At 61.3% G+C, this 20,107-nt stretch carries 17 protein-coding genes and 1 pseudogene; 7 read left to right on the forward strand and 11 right to left on the reverse strand.

What is annotated here, in order from left to right; all coding sequences use genetic code 11:
• Both VFE81_RS16735 and VFE81_RS16740 read left to right on the forward strand, forming a co-directional pair.
• Window positions 1-919: CoA transferase (locus tag VFE81_RS16735; protein ID WP_325045666.1), on the forward strand; the 919-nt coding region annotated here is incomplete at its 5' end.
• A gap of 2 nt (window positions 920-921) precedes the next feature.
• Entirely contained in the window at window positions 922-1,746 is an 825-nt protein-coding gene (locus VFE81_RS16740) for a citryl-CoA lyase (protein ID WP_325045667.1), read from the forward strand.
• Here the strand turns inward: VFE81_RS16740 and VFE81_RS16745 are convergent.
• The 5 genes and pseudogenes from VFE81_RS16745 to VFE81_RS16765 all read right to left on the reverse strand — a co-directional run bounded on the left by VFE81_RS16745 (window position 1,734) and on the right by VFE81_RS16765 (window position 5,990).
• The gene (locus tag VFE81_RS16745) at window positions 1,734-2,498 is read right to left on the reverse strand and encodes an IclR family transcriptional regulator (protein ID WP_325045668.1); all 765 of its coding nucleotides are present in this window, start codon (window positions 2,496-2,498) and stop codon (window positions 1,734-1,736) included. The genes VFE81_RS16740 and VFE81_RS16745 overlap by 13 nt on opposite strands.
• Window positions 2,499-2,586: 88 nt before the next feature.
• Window positions 2,587-2,697: pseudogene (locus VFE81_RS16750) on the reverse strand (IS6 family transposase); the annotation flags it as partial.
• Window positions 2,698-2,710: 13 nt separating this feature from the next.
• Entirely contained in the window at window positions 2,711-3,868 is a 1,158-nt protein-coding gene (locus tag VFE81_RS16755; protein WP_325045669.1) for a porin, read from the reverse strand.
• A gap of 119 nt (window positions 3,869-3,987) precedes the next feature.
• Window positions 3,988-4,794, reverse strand: a complete 807-nt coding sequence (locus VFE81_RS16760) for an ABC transporter substrate-binding protein (RefSeq protein ID WP_325045670.1) — start codon at window positions 4,792-4,794, stop codon at window positions 3,988-3,990.
• A gap of 41 nt (window positions 4,795-4,835) precedes the next feature.
• Window positions 4,836-5,990, reverse strand: coding sequence for an amidohydrolase (locus VFE81_RS16765; RefSeq protein WP_325045671.1), 1,155 nt, complete (start codon window positions 5,988-5,990; stop codon window positions 4,836-4,838).
• Between the two features lie 122 nt (window positions 5,991-6,112).
• On the opposite strand from VFE81_RS16765, the gene VFE81_RS16770 reads away from it, so the two are divergent.
• The 3 genes from VFE81_RS16770 to VFE81_RS16780 all read left to right on the forward strand — a co-directional run bounded on the left by VFE81_RS16770 (window position 6,113) and on the right by VFE81_RS16780 (window position 10,910).
• Complete coding sequence (locus VFE81_RS16770) at window positions 6,113-7,012, forward strand: LysR family transcriptional regulator (protein WP_325045672.1); 900 nt, start codon at window positions 6,113-6,115, stop codon at window positions 7,010-7,012.
• A gap of 202 nt (window positions 7,013-7,214) precedes the next feature.
• A complete protein-coding gene (locus VFE81_RS16775) occupies window positions 7,215-9,791 on the forward strand; it encodes a penicillin acylase family protein (protein WP_325045673.1) in 2,577 nt (858 codons plus the stop codon).
• Between the two features lie 231 nt (window positions 9,792-10,022).
• Entirely contained in the window at window positions 10,023-10,910 is an 888-nt protein-coding gene (locus tag VFE81_RS16780) for a LysR family transcriptional regulator (protein WP_325045674.1), read from the forward strand.
• Here the strand turns inward: VFE81_RS16780 and VFE81_RS16785 are convergent.
• Together VFE81_RS16785 and VFE81_RS16790 are read right to left on the reverse strand one after the other, a co-directional pair.
• The gene (locus VFE81_RS16785) at window positions 10,907-11,161 is read right to left on the reverse strand and encodes a hypothetical protein (RefSeq protein ID WP_325045675.1); all 255 of its coding nucleotides are present in this window, start codon (window positions 11,159-11,161) and stop codon (window positions 10,907-10,909) included. The two genes, VFE81_RS16780 and VFE81_RS16785, sit on opposite strands and share 4 nt — an antisense overlap.
• Before the next feature lie 46 nt (window positions 11,162-11,207).
• On the reverse strand, window positions 11,208-11,711 hold the full coding sequence (locus VFE81_RS16790; protein WP_325045676.1) for a lecithin retinol acyltransferase family protein: 504 nt from the start codon (window positions 11,709-11,711) through the stop codon (window positions 11,208-11,210).
• A gap of 459 nt (window positions 11,712-12,170) precedes the next feature.
• On the opposite strand from VFE81_RS16790, the gene VFE81_RS16795 reads away from it, so the two are divergent.
• Together VFE81_RS16795 and VFE81_RS16800 are read left to right on the forward strand one after the other, a co-directional pair.
• A complete protein-coding gene (locus VFE81_RS16795; RefSeq protein ID WP_054035641.1) occupies window positions 12,171-12,458 on the forward strand; it encodes a hypothetical protein in 288 nt (95 codons plus the stop codon).
• 5 nt (window positions 12,459-12,463) lie between these two features.
• The gene (locus tag VFE81_RS16800; RefSeq protein ID WP_325045677.1) at window positions 12,464-13,234 is read left to right on the forward strand and encodes a PP2C family protein-serine/threonine phosphatase; all 771 of its coding nucleotides are present in this window, start codon (window positions 12,464-12,466) and stop codon (window positions 13,232-13,234) included.
• Between the two features lie 73 nt (window positions 13,235-13,307).
• Here VFE81_RS16800 and VFE81_RS16805 read toward each other — a convergent pair whose 3' ends face one another.
• From VFE81_RS16805 to VFE81_RS16820, 4 genes are all read right to left on the reverse strand, one after another.
• A complete protein-coding gene (locus tag VFE81_RS16805; protein WP_325045678.1) occupies window positions 13,308-14,666 on the reverse strand; it encodes a sigma-54 interaction domain-containing protein in 1,359 nt (452 codons plus the stop codon).
• The gene (locus VFE81_RS16810; protein ID WP_325045679.1) at window positions 14,663-17,719 is read right to left on the reverse strand and encodes a peptidase domain-containing ABC transporter; all 3,057 of its coding nucleotides are present in this window, start codon (window positions 17,717-17,719) and stop codon (window positions 14,663-14,665) included. Before VFE81_RS16810 ends, VFE81_RS16805 begins: the two co-directional genes overlap by 4 nt.
• Before the next feature lie 84 nt (window positions 17,720-17,803).
• Window positions 17,804-18,556, reverse strand: coding sequence for a peptidylprolyl isomerase (locus tag VFE81_RS16815; RefSeq protein WP_325045680.1), 753 nt, complete (start codon window positions 18,554-18,556; stop codon window positions 17,804-17,806).
• Window positions 18,557-18,593: 37 nt separating this feature from the next.
• The gene (locus tag VFE81_RS16820; RefSeq protein WP_325045681.1) at window positions 18,594-19,967 is read right to left on the reverse strand and encodes an HlyD family efflux transporter periplasmic adaptor subunit; all 1,374 of its coding nucleotides are present in this window, start codon (window positions 19,965-19,967) and stop codon (window positions 18,594-18,596) included.
• Window positions 19,968-20,107 lie beyond the last annotated feature (140 nt).

Here is a 20,107-nt window from a genome sequence, read left to right on the forward strand (position 1 = left end):
CGTGCTGGTCGAAAATTTCCGCCCCGGTGTGATGACGCGACTCGGCCTTGATTTCGACGCGCTACGCGAGATCAATCCGAAACTCGTCTATTGCGCGATCTCGGGCTTCGGCATGGATGGCGAGTTTTCGAAACGCCCCGCCTATGATCAGATCATTCAGGGCATCTCAGGCGTGATGAGCGTAACCGGCGATGCCGACAGCGCACCGATGCGCGTCGGTTATCCGGTGTCGGACACTGTGGGCGGTCTCACGGCTGCGTTCGGCATCTGCGCCGCGTTGCTCGATGCGCGCGCGAGTGGACACGGCCGCATGCTCGACGTCTCGATGCTGGAAGCCACGCTTGCAACAATGGGCTGGGTCGTCTCGAACTACCTGAATGCCGGTGTCACGCCTGTGCCGATGGGCAACGAGAACTTCACCGCCGCGCCGTCGGGCACCTTCAAAACCGGCGACGGGCCGCTCAATATCGCCGCGAACGAGAACAAGCAGTTCGCCAGTCTATGCCATCTGATCGGCCGCGCCGATCTGCTCGACGACGCGCGCTTTTCCGAGCGCAACGCGCGCAAAGCGAATCGCGCGGCATTGAAGGCCGAAATCGAAGCGGCGCTGGCAAGCGACAGTGCGACCAACTGGGAAGCCAAATTCTTCGAAGCCGGTGTGCCGGCCGGACGCGTGATGTCGGTGCCGGAGATCCTCGCACATCCACATCTGGAATCGCGCGAGTTCATCCGCGAATTTGCCGGTGACGGTACCACTGAGCGGCAACGCGTGACGCGTGCGGGCTTTCGTCTCTCCGATGGCGACACGGCGCCGACTACACCTGCGCCGGTTCTATCGGCTCACACACGTGAGCATCTGGCATTGCTCGGTTACGACGACGCGCAAATCGACCATCTACGCTCCGAAGGAGTGATCTGAACATGACGCAAGCATTCGACGCCGCCAAGCTCGCCGCCGAGTACTGGAGTACCTCGATCATCGATATTCATCCTGGCTCGATCAAGGTGCGCGGTTTCCCGATTCAGGAGTTGATCGGCAACGTCAGCTTCCCGCAGATGATCTGGCTGATGCTGCGCGGCGAACTGCCTGACGCTGCACAAGCACGCTTGTTCGAGGCGGCGCTGGTTGCGTCGGTGGATCACGGTCCGCATGCGCCCTCGATTGCGATCTCGCGAATGGCGACCAGTTGCGGTTTGCCATTGAACGGCGCGATGGCTTCGGCGATCAACGCGTTGGACGACGTGCATGGCGGCGCCGGTCAGCAAGCGGTCGAACTGTACGACTCGATCGCTGAACGCATGCAAGCGGGCGCCACGTTGGAAGAAGCCGTCGAGCAAGGTGTCGATGCTTTTACCGCCGAACATGGCAAGTATTTGCCCGGCTTCGGACACCGCTTTCATCCGGTGGATCCGCGGGCAATCCGGCTGCTTTCGCTCGTGGACGAGAGCGTCGAACAGAAAAGTATCAGCGGACAATACGCCGCTATCGCGCGCGGCATTGAAGCCTTGCTCAAGCAACGCAAGAACAAGCCCGTGCCAATGAATATCGACGGTGCAACCGCCGTGATTTACGCGGAACTTGGCTTTGCGCCGGAGCTGGCACGCGGGGTGTTCTGCCTGTCACGCGCAGTCGGCATTCTTTCCCATGCATGGGAGCAGCGCGGACGCAACGAGCGCAACAAAGGCCCAATGCCGCGCCAGATGAGCTACACCTATACGGGCAAGCCCGAGCGTCACCTGTCCTGAACTGCGGCCGCGCGCCGCTGCGCGTTGCGCATCGCGCGTGAGTCGCCGCCCAAAGCATCGGTTGCGCGCGCGGCGCAATCGAACAGCGCGCCAAGATTGCCCTCGAGGAACGCCTGATCGATGCGAGAACTCGGGCCCGCGAGCGTCAGCACGCCACGCAAACTCTGGCGCACACCGAATACCGGCATCGAAATCCCGGCCGTCTCCCGATCGCGCTCGCCGATCGACACACAGTAGAAGTTCTCGCGAATCTTCTCGTACGGCTCGCCCGGCGTGCCGCCGAACGCCATCAACGCATGTCCGCCCGAGCCGCTTTCCAGCGGCAGCACGTCGCCTTCACGCACGTGAAAGCGCACCGCATGCGTTGAGTCCACACGATGCAGGCACACACGCACCGCCTCGTCGCGTACATAGAAGGACACGCTTTCGCCGCTCGTTTCCGCGAGTTCGCGCATCAGCGGCACCAGAATATCGCCAAGGTTCAGGCTACGCTGGTACAGCGCGCCAAGCATGAAAGTCGCGGCGCCGAGTTGATAGCGGCCGTCGTCCAGACGCAGCAACAAGCGGTGCTGGATCAGCGAGCCCGCGAGACGCAACAGCGTGCTCTTGTAGAGACCCGTGCGCGCCGCGAGTTCGGCGAGCGTGAGCGCGGCGTCATCTGGCCTGAAGGCGAACAGAATCGCGCAAGCACGATCGATGACGGCAACGCCTTCGCTTTCCTTCGAGTTTGATTTGTCCGCTGGCGTTGGCATGAGTTAGCGTAAGTCACGTTGCTTCATATCGAAGCTGAAATTTTACGCCATGATGTGGGGCTAGTAATGAAAATACCCAAGTCCACGGGTTGCGATGATCCTGTTCGCTCAAATTGTTCAAATACTTTGACGATCGCAACGTCGTGTCCGCGGGCAGAAACTGGTCCGCCTTCATTTCGCGCGCCGCACGATACCCGCTTCGGCGCGCGAGGTCAGAATTTATGCCGGACCCCAACCCGGCCCACGAACTGCTTGTCCGTCGACGCCGAATCGTCGGCTCCGCCGGTATATGCCAGGTCCAGTGCCGTGCCGCTGTGGGCATTGATCGACTTCTGATAGCTCGCCTGCGCGTAGATATCCGTGCGTTTCGACAGGTTGTAATCGAGCATCAGCCCGAACGTATGCCACTTCGGCTTCGACGTGCCGCCTGACGCATCGAGCTTCGCTTGCGTAAAGTCGTACATCGCGCCGAGCATTGTCGCGGGCGTGATGGACCAGTTCGCGTTGACTTCGAAGTTGTCGAACGTCAGCGACGACACACGCTGCCCATCCGGCACGATCGACCCGCTGATGTACGCATAAGCGGTGGGGTCACGCAGTGCCGCATGGCTATACACGAAACCCAGCAACACCTTGTCGAGCTGGTAGTTCACACCCGCACCGTACATGCGCTGGCGTGCCGCGACGAAGCCCGCGTCGTTCGTGGTCACCGCGCCGAACGCATTCGCGCCGGGATTCGCGACATTCAGATACGCGGCAGCGACTGTCAGGCCACCGTTCGTGTAGCTCGCGCCGACGCTCTGTGCGTTGTTGGTCGAGAACTGACCTGGATTGTTCGAGAACGCATAGGTCGCGCCGAACTGGAAGCCCGCGAAATTCGCGCTGTAAAACTGCACCGCATTGTCGAGCCGGAACGAATTGTCGGTGTTGTCGTTATCGTATGGATGCTCGAAGAGGTAGCCGCCCCAGTTGCCGTTCGCCGTCAGCGGCCCGAGAAATTCGACCAGAGAGTCATACTGCCGGCCAAACGTCAGCGTGCCGACATTGGCGCTGGACACGCCCACATACGCCTGACGGCCAAACTCGCGCCCTCCCTCCATCAGCCGGCCGGAATTGACGTCAAAACCGTTCTCCAACTGAAACACCGCTTTGATCCCGCCACCCAGGTCGTCGGAACCCTTGATTCCCCAGCGGCTGCCTTGTGCATCGCCGCTCGCCATTTCCCACAGTGAATGGCCGCGTATGCTGCTGGTGTAGTCGAGCCCCTCGTCGACCAGTCCGAACAGCGTGACGCTGCCTTGCGCGTGTGCCGTCGTTGCCGTCGTTGCAGTCGCGGTGAGCAGGAACGCTCCAATCAGTGTTGTTTTCAATCTGTGTCTCGTGTCTGTTTATAAGAGTTGTCGACGACGCCGCCACGGGATAGCCGGGCGGTTGTTCCGCCGCCGTGTCGTTATTGCTGCCCGCAGGGTTCGCGCGCCCCGTTCGAGGCTTATTTCCCCGCCGCGTCCGAGCCGAAATACTTCTGTTCGAGACGTGTCATGGTGCCGTCCTGCCGAATCCTGGCAAGTGCCGCGTCGAGTGCCTGAAGCGTTTTGCTATCGCCCTTGCGCACGCCTATCACGCTGCTGGCGCCGAGAATGGCGGGGTCTTCAATGCGCGGGCCGGCGATCTCGAAGCGCGCGCCTTGTGGCTTGCCGAGAAAGCCGAGGCGCGCTGCTGCGCCGACCACGACGGTGCCGTCCAGCCGCCCGTTCACGAGGTCCGCATAGATGCTGTCCTGATCCTGATACTCACGCACGATCACGCCGTGCGTTTCCCAATTGGCCTTCACGAACGCCGTCTGGGTCGAGCCTTGCAGCACGCCGATACGTTTGCCGGCGAGCGACGCCGCATTGGGCATCAGATGGCTGCCTCGCGCCGCGACCAGCCGGATGTCGGCTGCATACAGCGGCTGTGAGAAGTCCATCACCGCGCGACGCTGTGCGGTCGGCGCCATCGACGCATTGATCGCATCGAACTTGCGGGACTGCAGCCCGGCGATCAGGCCGTCGAAGCTGCCTTCCACCCACACGCATTGCACGTGCGCGGCGGCGCACAGCGCGTTGCCGATGTCAATATCGATTCCCGCGAGGCTGCCGTCAGGGAGCTTGTACTCATAAGGCGGATAGGTCGGGTCGGTACCGAAGCGCAGAGTGGCCGCGGTCGCCGTGCCGCTGGTCATCGACGCGGCCGCCATGGCTACCGCGCAGGCGACGGTGACCAACCCGCCGCGCGGGCGCAATAAATGGTTCTTCATCCGGTTTTCCTCAAGTAGATCGATCAGTAAACGGGTTCGAATCAGGCGGACAGGCGTGCATGCGTCATCGCCACGAAGAAGCGCACGCCCAGCGGCAGCACGTCGTCGTTGAAATCAAATTCGGGGTGGTGGCAATAGACGCCGCCCTGGCCGAGCAGCACATAGGCGCCTGGCCGCCGCAACAGAAACTCGGAGAAGTCTTCCGAGCCGTTGAGCGGCGCGAAGTCACGCAGCACGTTGTCTGCGCCAAACACGCCGGCCGCCACCTCGGCAGCGGCTTTAGCCTGCTCGCGATGATTGACCGTCGCGGGCGAGCTGTTGAAAAAATCGACTGAGATCGTGCATTCGGTGGCAACCGCGGTGCCCTCGCAAATCGTGCGGATGCGTGCCTTTACCAGCGCGCGGACGTTCTCGTCGAAGGTACGCAGCGTGCCGGTCAGCTCCGCATGACTTGGAATCACGTTTGACGCGCTGCCCGCATGGATGCTGCCGATGCTCACTACCGCCATCGCACTGGGATCGGTCGAGCGGCTTACCACGGTCTGCAGCGCGCAGATCAGTTGCGCCGCGGCCATCACCGGATCGCGGGTCTTTTCCGGCGACGAACCGTGGCCGCCCACACCGCCAACCGAGATTGCGATTTCGTCACACGATGCAAGCATCGCGCCGTCGCGCACGCCGAACGTGCCTGGCGGGAAATGCGGTGCGTTATGCATGGCGTAAATTTCGTCATAGCCGAAACGCTCTTCCAGCCCGTCGGCGAGCATCGCATTCGCGCCGCCGCCGGTTTCCTCCGCGGGCTGGAACACCAGCACGACAGTGCCGGCGAAATCCCGATTGCGGCTGAAGTGGCGCGCAGCGCCCAGCAGCATCGCGGTGTGGCCGTCATGTCCGCAACCATGAAACACACCTTGTCGCACCGATCGATGGAGTGGCCGGCCTTCCTCCTCCATTGGCAGTGCGTCCATGTCCGCGCGCAGGGCAATCGTTCGTCCGCCGCCACGCCGCCCGCGTACGACACCCACTACGCCGGTTCCACCGATGCCGGTATATGTTTCGATATCCCAGGCGATCAGTTTGGCGGCAACCAGTTCGCTGGTACGGTGCTCATCGAATGCGATTTCCGGGTTCGCGTGAATGTCGCGTCTCAATGCGACCAGTTCATCGATATCGACGTCGATGGTGTTCGTCTCCACTGTTGCCTCCTTGTATACTCCGGCCAATCGGCTGGTCCGGAGTCCGCATACTAGGCGAAGGCGTCCATCGGTCAATTTCCAATTTCTCATACTCATAGCGGATGCTTATGGAACGCGGGAGCATGAAGACGGCTCAATTGAGAACCCTCGTGGCGATCGCGGAACATGGCACGCTGATGGCCGCAGCCGACGCGCTATGCCTGTCCCAGCCGGCTGTCACGAAGAGCATCAAGGAACTCGAGACGCGTCTCGGCGTGCAACTGCTGGTACGCAGCGGTGCAGGCGTTCGTCTCACACCGTACGGGGAAGCGTTACTGAAACGCGCGCGCACTGTCGTCGCGGAGATCGCCCGCGCGGAACTCGAACTGGAACAGATGAAATCGGCGGCTGACCGGACGCTGACGATCGGCGTGTCGTTGCTCGCGGCGTCGATCGCCGTGCCGGACGCGATTCGGGCATTCCGCCACCGCTTGCCCAACGCACAACTGAATGTGTACGAATGCCTGCCAACCCAGATCATCGACGGACTGCGCGACGGTTCCTTTGATCTGTGCGTGGCGTTCGTCGCTGACAGCGACGTGACGGCCGAGCTTCGCGTCGTTCCTCTGCGGCAGTTCACCCAGTCGCTCGCGGTGCCGCGCGGCGATCCGCTCGAGGGCGAGCAGCGCCTCGCACGGCTTGCTGATGCACACTGGCTCTATAACCATACGCGTGAGAGCCTGCCGGCGTTCTGGCGCGAACTCTGCGCAGACGCACCCGTGCCCGTGCCGCAGCGCGTCAGCGTGTGCACCTCACAACGTCTTTATGCCGAGCTCGCGGGCGAGCCTGGCGTGGTCAGCGTATGGCCAGATTTTCTGCTCGACGAACAGATTCGGCGCGGTTGCATGACACGGATCGAGACTGACGCGCGTGTGTCGCAACTCACGCTTGGGCTCATGTACCGCAAGGATCTGGTGTTCAGCGCAAGCACGGAGTACTTCGTGGATTGCATGCGCGGCGGAGCGCGCATCGACGTACCTTGACGCGCCCCGCACAGCGCGTTGCCAGGTTTTGGACGAACCGGCCCGGCGTTCGATCGATGGTTTTCTCTTCCGGCAACGGAAGCAGTGGGGTAAGCGCTGGACCAGGGTTGACCCAGGCAACCGTGGGTTGTCATCTTTAATTGACCGTCCGGACGGTTATATTTTAGGATGACGCACAACCGATAAAAACCACGGAGACATCATGCGTCAGCCTGTCCGCCTTCCCAGTCGCGTATCCGCGGTAACCTTGCTTACCGCCTGTACTGCGCTTGCGTTCCCGCTACTTCCCATTACTGCCTGCGCGGCTGACACCACGCATCAGGTGGTGATCAAACGCGATGAATACGGGGTCCCGCAGATCTACGCGGATACCGCCTACAAGCTCTTTTATGGCTACGGTTATGCGGTCGCGCAGGACCGCCTGTTCCAGATGGAGATGGCAAAGCGCAGCACGCAGGGCACGGTGGCCGAAGTGCTCGGCGAGAAATTCGTGAAGTTCGACGAGGCGACACGCGGCAACTACTGGCCTGCGTCGATCGAGCGGCAGATCGCAGCATTACCGAAGAGCGAACGCGACATTCTCGACGGCTACGCGGATGGCATGAACGCGTGGATTGCGCAGGTGCGCGCGCATCCCGCTACGCTGATGCCCAGGCAGTTCAACGACTTCGGCTTCCTGCCGTCGAACTGGAGTGCGTTCGATGTGGCAATGGTTTTCGTCGGCACGATGGCGAACCGCTTCTCCGATAGCACGAGCGAAGTGGACAACCTTGCTCTGCTCACGGCGTTGAAAGACAAATACGGCGACGCGCACGGCATGAATCTGTTCAACCAGTTGAAATGGCTTGTCAATCCGGATGCCCGGACGACGATTTCCCCGAAGGAACGCACGTATCCAGTCAAGCTGAGCCCGCAAGTCGGCACCGGCCCGCTCGCCTATACGCTGCCGCGCTACGACGGTCCGCCGCCGATGGCCGAGCGTCTCGCGCGGGGTCCCGACGGCATGCTGCTCGCGCTCGACCCACTTGCCAACCGCAATACGGTGCTTACGCAGTATGCGGCGAGCGGCGCCAACGGCCTCGCCGGCTTTCCGACGACCAGCAACATGTGGATCATCGGCAAGCATCGTGCGCGTGGTGCGAAGGCGATCATGCTCAATGGTCCGCAGTTCGGCTGGTTCAATCCGGCATACACCTATGGCGTCGGATTGCATGGTGCGGGCTTCAATATCGTGGGCAATACACCGTTCGCGTACCCCTGCATGCTGTTCGGATACAACGGCAAGATCTCATGGGGCTCGACGGCGGGTTTTGGCGACGACGTCGATATGTTTGCCGAGCGCGTCGATCCCTCCCGCGCCGATTTTTACTGGCACAACGGCGCATGGGCGCAGATGCAAAAGCGCACGGAGATCATCCACGTGAAGGATGCCGCGCCCGTGACGCTCGACGTATATCGCACGGTACACGGCATCGTGATGCAACGCGACGCCGCGACGCATACAGCGTATGCCAAGGCCCGCGCGTGGGACGGACTTGAAGTCCAGTCGTTGCTCGCGTGGACCCATCAGGCCCAGGCGCAGGACTGGAACAGGTGGACGGCCCAGGCCGCACGCCAGGCCCTGACGATCAACTGGTACTACGCGGACCGCGACGGCAACATTGGATACGTGCATACCGGTACCTATCCGCAGCGTCGGGAGGGACACGATCCACGCCTGCCAGTGCCCGGTACCGGCGAATGGGACTGGCGCGGACTGTTGCCGTTCTCGACCAACCCCAAGGTTTATAACCCGCGTTCGGGCTATATCGCGAACTGGAATAACTCACCGGAAAAGGGTTACCCGGCCTCCGATCTGTTTGCATTCCTGTGGGGCGCAGCGGATCGCGTCGACGAAATCGACCGGCGCATTGACGCGCACCCGACGCTCAATAGCGACGACGTCTGGCAAATCCTGAAGGACACCAGCCGCGCCGACCTGAACGTGCATCACTTCCTGCCGTTCATCGAACGGGCGACGGCGGCGCTTCCGGCCGAAGACCCGCGCCGCCGTCTCGCGGACACGCTGGCGCACTGGAACGGTGTCAACGATGATCCACGCGACACGGGAAAATACGCTCAACCTGGTTCAGCCATCATGAATGCGTGGCTGACGTCGATGCTCGCGGCGACCGTCGCCAAGGCTGTACCCGCACCGTTCGACAAGTGGTATACGGCAAGCGGCTACGAGACGACGCAGGACGGCCCGACCGGCTCGCTGAACCTCAGCACGGGCAGCAAGATCCTGTATGAGGCGCTGCTCGGCCCGCGTGCGGGGGTGCCGCAGCGCGTCGATCTGTTCGGCGGCACGTCGCCCGACGACGTGATCCGCGCCGCGCTCGACGATGCATGGAAGTCGCTCTCCCAGCGCTACGGCGACAACATCGAGCAGTGGCAGCCGCCGGCGGTGACGCTCACATTCCGCGCAAACAATTTTTTCGGTGTACCGCAGGCAGATGCGTCCGAAGCGATCCATGTCCCGGAGTACCAGAATCGCGGCACGGAGAACGATCTGATTGTGTTCGGCAGCGCCGCTGCGATGGGCAACGCGCAGGCATGGGATGTAGTCGCGCCCGGTCAAAGTGGCTTCGTCGCACCGGATGGCAGCCGTTCGCCGCACTACAGCGATCAGCTCGCGCTATACACGGGCTTTAGCCACAAGCCGCTGAGACTCGATGAAGGCGACGTCGCGAAACACACCCAGCAGGTGGAGCGGCTCGACGTGCGCGAACCACAGTAGTTGCCGGACGTGCCGGGATGGAGAACTCGCGGCACTGCGCTGCCTTTCCCGAAAGCGCCTCCACTCCCAGCCGCAATCCCAGCTATCGAAATACCCAGCATCCCACCCGCGAACTGCCGTCTTGTGATCATCGCCACTCCTTATGTGAAGCTGCAGCTATCGGTTTTCCTGCACCCGCGGAGCAAACGATGATAAGTTAGCCGATCCCCCAGAAAATCTTATGCCTTTGCCATGAGACCGTATCTCCCGCTGAATGCGCTGCGTGCCTTCGAGTCGTCCGCGCGGCATCTGAGCTTCACGCGCGCCGCGCTCGAATTGAATGTCACCCAGGCGGCCGTGAGCCAGCAGGTCAGAGCGCTGGAGGAGCGGCTGGGTACCGCGCTTTTCAAACGTCTGCCCCGCGGCCTGGCCATGACGGACGAAGGCCTGGCGCTCCGTCCGGTTCTCACCGATGCGTTCGATCGTATCGAGGCCGTGCTCAAGCAGTTCGACGGCGGCCATTTTCACGAGGTGTTGACGATCGGCGTGGTGGGCACCTTTGCGGTGGGCTGGTTGATGCCGCGACTCAAGTCGTTTCGCGACGCGCATCCGTTTGTCGAGTTGCGGCTGCTGACGAACAACAATCTGGTCGATCTCGCCACGGAAGGCCTCGACTTCGCGATTCGTTTCGGCGACGGCACCTGGCCTGGCTCGCTCGCCACCCGGCTGCTCGACGCGCCGCTGGCGATTCTGTGCGCGCCGGAGATCGCGAGGCGTCTGTCCGAACCTACGGATCTCGCCAACGAAACGTTGCTGCGTTCCTATCGCGTCGACGATTGGATGACATGGTTCGCGGCCGCCGGCATCCCGCCACGGCCGATTCGCGGACCGGTGTTCGATTCGTCGCGGCTCATGGTGGAAGCGGCCATGCAGGGCGCGGGTATCGCGCTGGCGCCTGCGCTGATGTTCGATCACGAGATCGCCACGGGCCGGCTGGTGCGCCCGTTCGAAGTGGAAGTGCATGCGGGCAGCTACTGGCTGACGTGGTTGAAGGGTAAACCGATGACGCCGGCGATGCTGCTGTTCAGTCAGTGGATCGTCAAGGAGGCGGCCTTGCACATGCAAAGCGCGCAAAGCTAGCAAGCAGTCACGCGGAGGTGGCCGTTCATGGCGGGCCGCTCGGCTTGCGGCGGGAACACGTTCCACGAGCCGTCGTCGTGACGGAAGAAGAAGATCGACAGCAAACCGCCCGGCCGCAGTGCTTCCACGCAGACGTAGCGCCGATGCTGCGACGCACTGTGGCAAAACCGCACGACACGCGCGGGCATGGACGGTGTCGGCGCGAGCCATTTATCGACGGCCCAGTGTAAGGTCTTTTCTGCGGCAACCATGATGCGCTCCTTGAATCCTTGAATCCCTGAACTCGTTCCCGCTCGCTCACGCGAGCTGGGCGGCAACCTGACCATCCTTCGCGCCACTTTCGACAAACGCCTTCACCAGACACACCAGCGCGCGCATACCGGCGCGGGGATGCCTTAAGCAGCAATGCACCTGTTCGCTGCGGCTTTCGCCAAGCAGGCACCACGCGCAAAAGTGCTCGCAATTGTTCGTCAGCAGGCGGTAGCGGTTTTCGCCGAGGCGGGAGCGCGCACGGCGCACGGCTTCATCGCCGATGTAACGGGCGCTCGGCGTCGGGCGGATCGTCAATGGATGACCGGCGGCGAAGCGGTTTAATTCCACCTCTTCAACCGGGCCGCGATGCGCCGAGCTCGCGAAGCCTGCGTAATGGACGACGCGGCCATTACCGACGTAAATGCCGTGATGTTCGTAGCCGCACCGTTGCGTGACGAGATGCGCGCCGATCGGCAGGTCGATGGTCGACGCTTCATTGCGGCATGCGTCGCGGCCTTCGCTGCTCGTCGGAAGATGATTCATGTTCATGGCTCGCCTCGCTTCGATATCCAACACTGTTGCGAGATCTTTTGCATCATCCGGGCCATGTGCGAAAAAGCCTTTATTTAAAGGGCTGACAGGAATTTCTACGTGTTTTGAGCGCGGCATGTGTCCGTCGTGAGCCGACAGAATTCAAGGCAATCTGTTGGCAAACGTCGATCATTTGGGGCGCCGGCTGAACCGCAGCGAGAGTGTTACTCAGGGTCCTGGCGTCTGCCCAATGTGTTGGGCCTTACACCGGTGCGCACGTCCGGATGTTGGCTGCATCCCGACCCTTGCACCTCCACATGAACAAACACCGCACACGCAAGCACGCGGAATCGCCGCGCTATCAACGGGTTACGAGAAAGCGCGCGATAGAGCCGCAAATTGGCATAGCACTTGCAGCATCACGTTCAATTCCTTTTCAACCGCGCGCCCGACGCACGCGGCCAACCCGAGAACGACATGGCTTCCATTACAGTGAACGACCTCTCGCTGAACCTCGCGCTCGACCGTAAAGCGATGGCGGCGATCCGTGGCGGCGGCGGTGCGCCGTGGGTGTACGGCTGGATTCAGCCCTATGTGCGGGAAACGCCGAGCATCGGTCCGGTCGTGAACCTGTACGACATCTCGAACAACTTCTATGCTAACCAGATGATCAACACGTTCCAGTCGGTGGATGTACGCAACACCGGCGCGAACTCGAACATCAACGTCTCGCCCGACGCACGCAGCAGAAACGATACGGTGTAGCCCTTGTGACCTGTCCGAGCCCATTTCGATGGACGTCGTCCGCGCGTTCCGACGTCGGACGCGTCCGTGAAATCAACGAAGATGCCTGCCTCGACCAGCCCGAACCCGGACGCTGGGCCGTCGCCGATGGCATGGGCGGGCACGCGGTCGGCGATCTGGCGAGCCGCCTGGTGATCGATACGCTGAGCCGGCTCGCACCGCCGCTCGCCATGAAAACCTGCATTGCCGACGCGCGGGCACGGTTGCAAAAGGCCAACCGCCAACTGCGAGACGAAGCCGCGCGCCGCCAGGTGCAACGGATCGGCAGCACCGTCATCGTGCTGCTCGCGTGCGACCGGTTCTGCGGCTATTTATGGGCCGGCGACAGTCGGCTCTATCTGTATCGCGAAGGGCAATTGCAGCAACTCACGCGCGACCATAGTCAGGTGCAAGAACTCAAGTCGCTCGGCATGATTACCGACGAAGAAGCGCGGCATCACCCGGCGCAGCACATGATCACGCGCGCCGTCGGCGCAACGGATGTGCTCGAACTCGATGACGATGCAATCGAAGTCGCGGATGGCGACGTCTTCCTGCTATGCAGCGACGGTCTGAGCAACGAGGTGAGCGATGCGGAAATACTGGCGGTGCTGACCACGGTGGCGTGTGAGCGTGCGTCCGATGAACTGGTTGAGCTGGCCATTGCACGTGGCGGACGTGACAATGTCACCGCGGTTGTGGTGCAAGCTGAAGATCCGTATGCGTCCGATAAAACCCTGCTGAATCCGGCGCCTTGAACGTGTTGCCTTGATCACGCTATAGGCACCTTCGCGCACTTTACGGCACCTCAAGCACCTCAAGCACACAGCATCAACTATCGCTGTCTTCTTCATCATGCTCGTCAGCGCCGTTCTTGCCCGTCGGCGGCGCATTGCGATTGCGAAAATCCTTCGAATGCAGGCCATGCTTCTTCAGAAGCATCTGCAGATGCGAGCGGTTCATATCGATACGCCGGGCCAGTTCCGCGACGGTGCCGCTTACTTCGCGAAGGCCGCGCTCCAGGAAAGCTTTTTCCGCGTCGTCGCTCGCGGCGCGCTTCGCGTCGCTCAGCGACATCAGATTCGCGACGCTGATTGGCTCCTGCCCCGTCGCAGCGGCCGCATTGGACAAAGCCGCGGTTGAGCCAGGCGCGGCCGGCCGCATATCCACCGGCAGATGATCGATATCCGCCATATCTCCAGCCAGACACGACACGCGATACATCACGTTGCGCAGTTCGCGGATATTGCCCGGATACGCATAGTTCAGCAGAAAGTCGCGCAAACGCGGCGTCAATCTAACCGGCCTGCGTTTTAGCGTGCCCGCGGCCTCGTCGCCGAACCACGCGATCAGCAGCGGTATCTCATCGCGTCTCTCGCGCAGTGGCGGCAACGTGACGTGGATCACGCTGAGACGGTAGAACAGATCCTCGCGGAACTTGCCCTCTTCGCTGAGTCTCCGCAGGTTGCGATTGGTTGCCGCGACGATGCGCGTATCGACGGCAATTGTCTCATCGGAGCCCACACGCTGAATCTCGTGCGCTTCCAGCACGCGCAACAACTTCACCTGACCGGCCAGCGGCAACTCGCCGATTTCGTCGAGAAAGATCGTGCCAGTATGCGCACTTTCGAATTTTCCCTTGCGGTCATTCGAGGCCCCCGTGAACGCGCCCTTGCGATGACCAAACAATTCCGACTCCAGCAGATTCTCCGGAATCGCGCCGCAATTCACGGAGATAAACGGCTTGTCCGAGCGCGAGCCATTCGCGTGAATCACCTTCGCCATCAGCTCCTTGCCGGTGCCACTTTCGCCGTCGATCAATACCGGCAAATCGGTCGGCGCCGCTTTCTCGGCGATTTCGAGCGATTCGAGCAAACGCGGATTGTCGCCAAATGTCCCTTCGAAAATGAAACTGCGCTCGATCAATGCCTTTCTACGCGCGCCGCGCGATTGATCGGCAGATGCAGCAGGCTCAGCGGCGGTTGCGGCCTGCACAAACCGCTCCCTGTGTGAGAGTTGCATGACCTCGTCGCGTAGCGAGGTGGCCTGCCGGAGCAGCTTGTCGATGTCGGTGCGCTCGAGCCGGGACGACCAGCGCAGCGTCGAACGCAGGATTTCGATCCGCTCGATCAGGCCCGCGTACGAAACCGCCGGGCTGGGCTCTTCTACCTGGTCGAGTATCTTCATCACGCACTCAACTGTTTCTGGACCAACTGGTAGTACATGCCGCCGCGCTGGATCAGTTCATCGTGACGGCCCTGTTCGACAATCGCCCCTTCATACAACACCAGAATCTTGTCCGCACGCATGATGGTGCTAAGCCGATGCGCAATGATCACCGCCGTTCGGCCCTTCAGAATGTCATGCATATTGCCAAGGATATTGCTTTCTGATTGCGAGTCCAGCGCCGAGGTCGCTTCGTCGAATACCAGCAGACGTGGATCGTGATACAGCGCCCGCGCGATACACAACCGCTGGATCTGGCCGCCGGACAAACCAATGCCGCGTTCGCCGACAATCTGCTCGTAGCCGAGCGGCATCTTGCTGATGAACGCGTGCGCGTCGGCCATTTTCGCGACTTCTTCGATACGGCGCCGTTCGGGCGCGTCGTCGCCGCTTGCAATGTTCTCGGCAATCGTGCCGGAAAACAGCAGATTGCTCTGCATGACGTAGCCAATCTGCGCGCGATAGTAGGCTTTATCGACCACGCCAAGGTCGTAGCCGTCGATCGTCATCTTGCCTTCGGTCGGTGCGTAGAAGCCGACCAGCATCTTGGCGAGTGTCGTCTTGCCCGAACCGCTGCGGCCTACAATTGCCACCAGTTCGCCGGGCTTGATCTCGAAGCTGATATTTTCCAGTACATACGCCGAATCGTTCTCGCCGTAGCGGAAATAGACCCCGTTGAGGCTGATTTCGCCCTGCAGTTCAGGCAGCATCACGCGCGAAGGCAAATCCTGCGGTTTCTGTTCCGGCTCGATATCGAGCACGTCGCCGAGGCGCTCCATCGCCACGCCTGCGTCGTTCAACATGCTCCATAAGCCGACCAGGCCCATCAGCGGACCCAGCACGCTGCCCATGAACGCATTGAACGCGATCAGTTGACCGATGGTCATTTCACGCGCCAGCACCAGATTCGCGCCGACCCAGAGGATGGCGATCGTCGTCGCCGCGTTGAGCAACTGGCTGCCAAGCCCAACGAGAATGCTGAAGGCATGCGCCCGGTATTGCACTTCAAGCGCCTTCGCGTACTTCTTCTCCCAGCGCAACCGTACCGGCCGCTCGATGCCCATGCCCTTGATGGTCTCGACACCCGCGAGCGCTTCCATCAAAAATGACTTCGATTCGGTCGACGCCGTGAACACCTCGCGCGCATAGTTCTTGATCTTCGGCGTGGCCAGCGCGGTCAGCGCCATGATCGGTATCACGAACGCGATCAGTACCAGCGTCATCTTCACGTTGTAGACGAACATGATCGTGAAGTAGATGAACACCATCAGCAGATTGAGCGCGGTGGTCACCGTGGATTCGGTGAGGAAGGCGCGGATCGTCTGGTTCTCCTGGAAGCGCGCGAAGATATCGCCGGTTTTCCGTTTGGCAAAAAACGAAAACGGCAATGACATGGTGTGCTTGAAGAACTGCGACATCATCGCGAAGTCCATATTGCGCACCATGAAATTCGCGAGATACGCGCGAATCGATGACATCAATTGCGAAAACACGTTGGCGATGATCAATCCGCCGATCAGCAGATGCAGCAGGCTGACGTTCTGATGCACGATCACGCCGTCGAGAATGTTCTGGATGATCAGCGGCGGAATCACGCCGAGCACCTGAATCACGAAGGTGGCAAGAAACAGGTGCCCGAGAATCTTCTTGTACGGTCTGAGGTAGCCAACAAAGCGTATCCACGGCGAACGTGCGGCCGACATCTGCAAGAGATTCGGTCCACCTGTGAATAACAGACAGGTGCCGCTCCAGCCGCGCTCGAAATCCTCGACCGTCATTTTTCTGAAACCGAGTGCCGGATCGGCGACCCACACGTATTCCTTCGAAAGCCCGTACACCACGACGTAGTGGTAACCCTCCCAATGCACAATGAAGGGCAGATCGAAGCCGCGCAATGAATCGAATGTGCATTGCACGCCGCGTGCAGTGAAACCGAGCGATTCGCCCGCGCGCGCGAGACTGTCGAGTGTGGCGCCTTGCGTTGTGACGTTGGCGAGTTCACGCAGCTTGCCGAGCGTCATTGGGATGCTGTAGTGCCGGCATACCATGGCGAGACACGCGGCGCCACAATCCATTTCTTCAGCCTGCTCGACCAGCGCAAAGCGCTTGATGACCTTCTCGCCGAACTCGGGTTTGGTCTGCAAATCAAGCATCAATGGCAATTTTCGCCGCTGTTCGAGGCGCTTTTGCCGTTGCAACTCGCGGTCGCCGTAGCGAATCCGCTCATCCAGAACTTCGCGCAGCTTCGGATTGCGCTCCAGAATGAAGTGGACGGTTCGCTCGGGGATCACCAGCAGCCGCGTATCGGTCGTTGCCACCACCGACGCCATCTGCTCCTGCCGCATCAAACACGCTTTCTCGCCGAAGATTTCGCCTTCACCCAGCGTCGCAAGCGTGTAGTCGTGACCTTCCTCATGACGGACAATGCGCACGCCACCTTGCCGCACCACATAGAGCCGCCGATCGTCGCGCCCATCCTGCTTGAGAATTTCTTTGCCGGCAGCCACCCGTTTCACGCCGACGCTGCGCACATATTCTTCGAGCTCTGCCTTGTTGAGTTTGCCGCGCAGATCGAACAACTGTGCGACGAAACCGCCAGCCGAACTGATCGCCACGTAGCTGGCAATAAACGCCAACGCGGCCTGATTGCCCGCGATCACCGGTTCGATCGCGCCGCGAGGAATGAACAGCAACTCCGTTTTCGCTGAGGCCCGCACCGACGCCTCATGCACATACGCGCGCAACATCGCAATGTCGGCGAAAATCTCGCCGGTTTTGCGCACGCCCATACTGGTTTCCTTGCCGTGCTCCTCGGTGAAGATACGTACCGAACCCGAGCGAACCACGTAAAGACCGTCAGCCGTTTCACCCGTCGAGCACACGGTTTCCCCGAACGAATAAAAGCGTGCCTGTGCATATTCGGCAAGACGCTCGATCTCGTCGCGCGAAAACGGCGAGAGGATTTCCACAGAGGTGAGAAATTCGGCTGTGGAGGGCGCGGTCTGGGGTGCGTCCATATGCTTGCGGACCTCGGTTCGACTTTGCTTTGCGCGTCTATGTTTTTCGTTGCGGCGCGATGCGGTGTGACGCGAAATATGCGGCTAGCGCGCTTCGATCACGTGTTCCTGCGAACGCGCAATCAGCCAGCTCTCACGCAGCAGACGCCGCACTTCAGCGGCCACATCCGCATCGAGCGTCGCCGGATATTTCGCCGTCACGGCGAAAATCTCGAAGCACGAACGATCCGCCGATGGAAACGGCCCGAGCAGGTCGCCCACCGCCGCGTTGAAAATCTTCGCTTCGATGTCCGGCTTCAACGATCCGCGCAATACCTTGCCGATCACGCCGCCGGCTTCGCGCGAGTCCGCAATCGAATGCTCGCGCGCCATGTCAGCGAAACTGTCGGGATCGTCGTGCAGGTACGAGATCATTTCCTTCGCCTTGCCCTCGCTGTCGAGCACGATATGGCTCACCTCGATCGCGTCGAACTTCGGCGAATTCAGCGCGAAGTAATCCCGGATCGCCGCCTCGTTGCCGACTACGTCGAGCATCTTCTCCTGATACAGCCCGTCCGTAATGAACGCCTCGAACTCGTCGAGACTCACGGCGAGCGCGTCGAGGTACTGATTCATATCCGTTGCGCGATGCAAGCCGCGCACACGACGGAACTGATCGGCGCGCTGCTGGATTTCGTCGGCAGTAACGGTAATGCCTTGTTTCTTTGCCGCATGCACCGTGAGCTTGTCGCGCACAATCTGCTCGATCAGACTCTCGAACTGGCCGGTCAATTTCAGAAGACGAATGAACTCGGAAACGTCCACGACTTCGTCATCGATTCGCACTATCGCGGTCATGTCATCCGCTCCTTTGATTGACGTGTAATCGGCGCGCTCACCCCGCCACCTGCCTGAACGGATCGAGACCCAGATCGATCAGGCGCCGCTCGCGCACCACAATCTCCGCGCTCGCCGTCATGCCGTAGCGCAGCGGATAGCGGGTGTCGGCGATCTGGTAGTAGTTCTTGTCGAGCGTGACGCGGCCTTCGTACACCGGTTGCTTGTCCAGCAAGGACGGCTTGGTGGCCGGCGAAATATAGGCGAGCGTGCCGCTGATCAGCCCATAGCGCTGATACGGGAACGCGTTGAATTTCAGCTTCACCGTTTGGCCCTCGTGCAGAAAAGCACGATCGTGTTCGGCGATTTCGATCTTCAGCACCGGCTTCGCATCTTTCGGCGCGATGCCGCCGAGCGGCGCGTTCGCCTGGATCTTGTCGCCCCGCTGCGTGGAGGTCACGTCGGTGATGACGCCGGAGACCGGTGCAAGGATCAGCAGGAAATTGTCTTTGTCGATGTTCTCGAAGCGGATCCGCGCGGCGGCTTCGGCCACGAGGCGTGCGGTCTGCAGTTGCAGACGCAGCTTGTCTTCCGCGTCGGTGATGTCGCGGACCGCCGAGTCGTACTGGAGTTGCAGGTCGGTGGTCTGCTGCCCGCTGGTTTCAAGTTGCGCGTTAGCTTTCGCGTATTCGTGGCTCAGGCGAAAATCCAGTTCTGCGAGTTTCGATTGCGCGACACGGTAGGCGTTATCCGCTTCCATCGCAGCGGTGCGTTTCTGCTCCACCTGCAACTCGGCGATACCGCCGCCACCCGGTTGTGCAAAAAGCCGCGAGTAGCGGTCCAGTTCCTGGCGCGCCGCCTCACGCGTGCGACGTGCGTTGTCGAGCACGCTACGCGCTTCATCGAGCTCGGCCTTCTGGCCCTCGGCGAGCTTGGTCGTGCCTTCGGAGACGCGATTCTCATGTTGATGGGATTCCACTTCCATCTGCGCCTTCAGCGCAGCCGCCTTGCGCTCCATCAGCGCTTTCTTCTCGGGGAACTGCTTCCAGTCGCGTTCGGCATCTTCGAGTTTGAGCTGCGCCTGCAGTGCGTTGCTCGCTGCCTCGATCGCGCCGCGCGCATTCAGCCGCGCCAGCACGTCGCCCTTCGATACCGGTTGCCCCTCGGCGATGTACAGGTCGGCGAGTTCGCCGTCAATCGGCGCATAGATGCGGCGCACCTCGGATTCCGGCGAGAGCGTGCCTTGCGCGCTGACGATCACATCCGCGCGACCCACGAACGACCACAGCAAGCCGGCCACCACCAGCGCGACCATCGCCCAGATCAGCGCGCGAGCGAGCCGCACCGGTTCCGCGGTCAGAATCGCGATGCCTTCGACGCTGTGGTCCTCCAGCGCCTCCGACAACGGTCTAGGGTGACTGTCGCGTTTCACTCTGCTCCCCTCCGATCAACGCCAGCTTTGCCTTCAACAGCCCGGGGTCCAGCACCATGCGCAACTCGGTCAGCGAGCGACGCTGCAAATCCGCTTCGGCTTCGATATCCGCGAGCAGGCGGTCGAAGTCGGCAGGATGA

Origin of the sequence: Paraburkholderia sp. (genome assembly GCF_035656215.1) — a bacterium.
GTDB lineage: Bacteria > Pseudomonadota > Gammaproteobacteria > Burkholderiales > Burkholderiaceae > Paraburkholderia.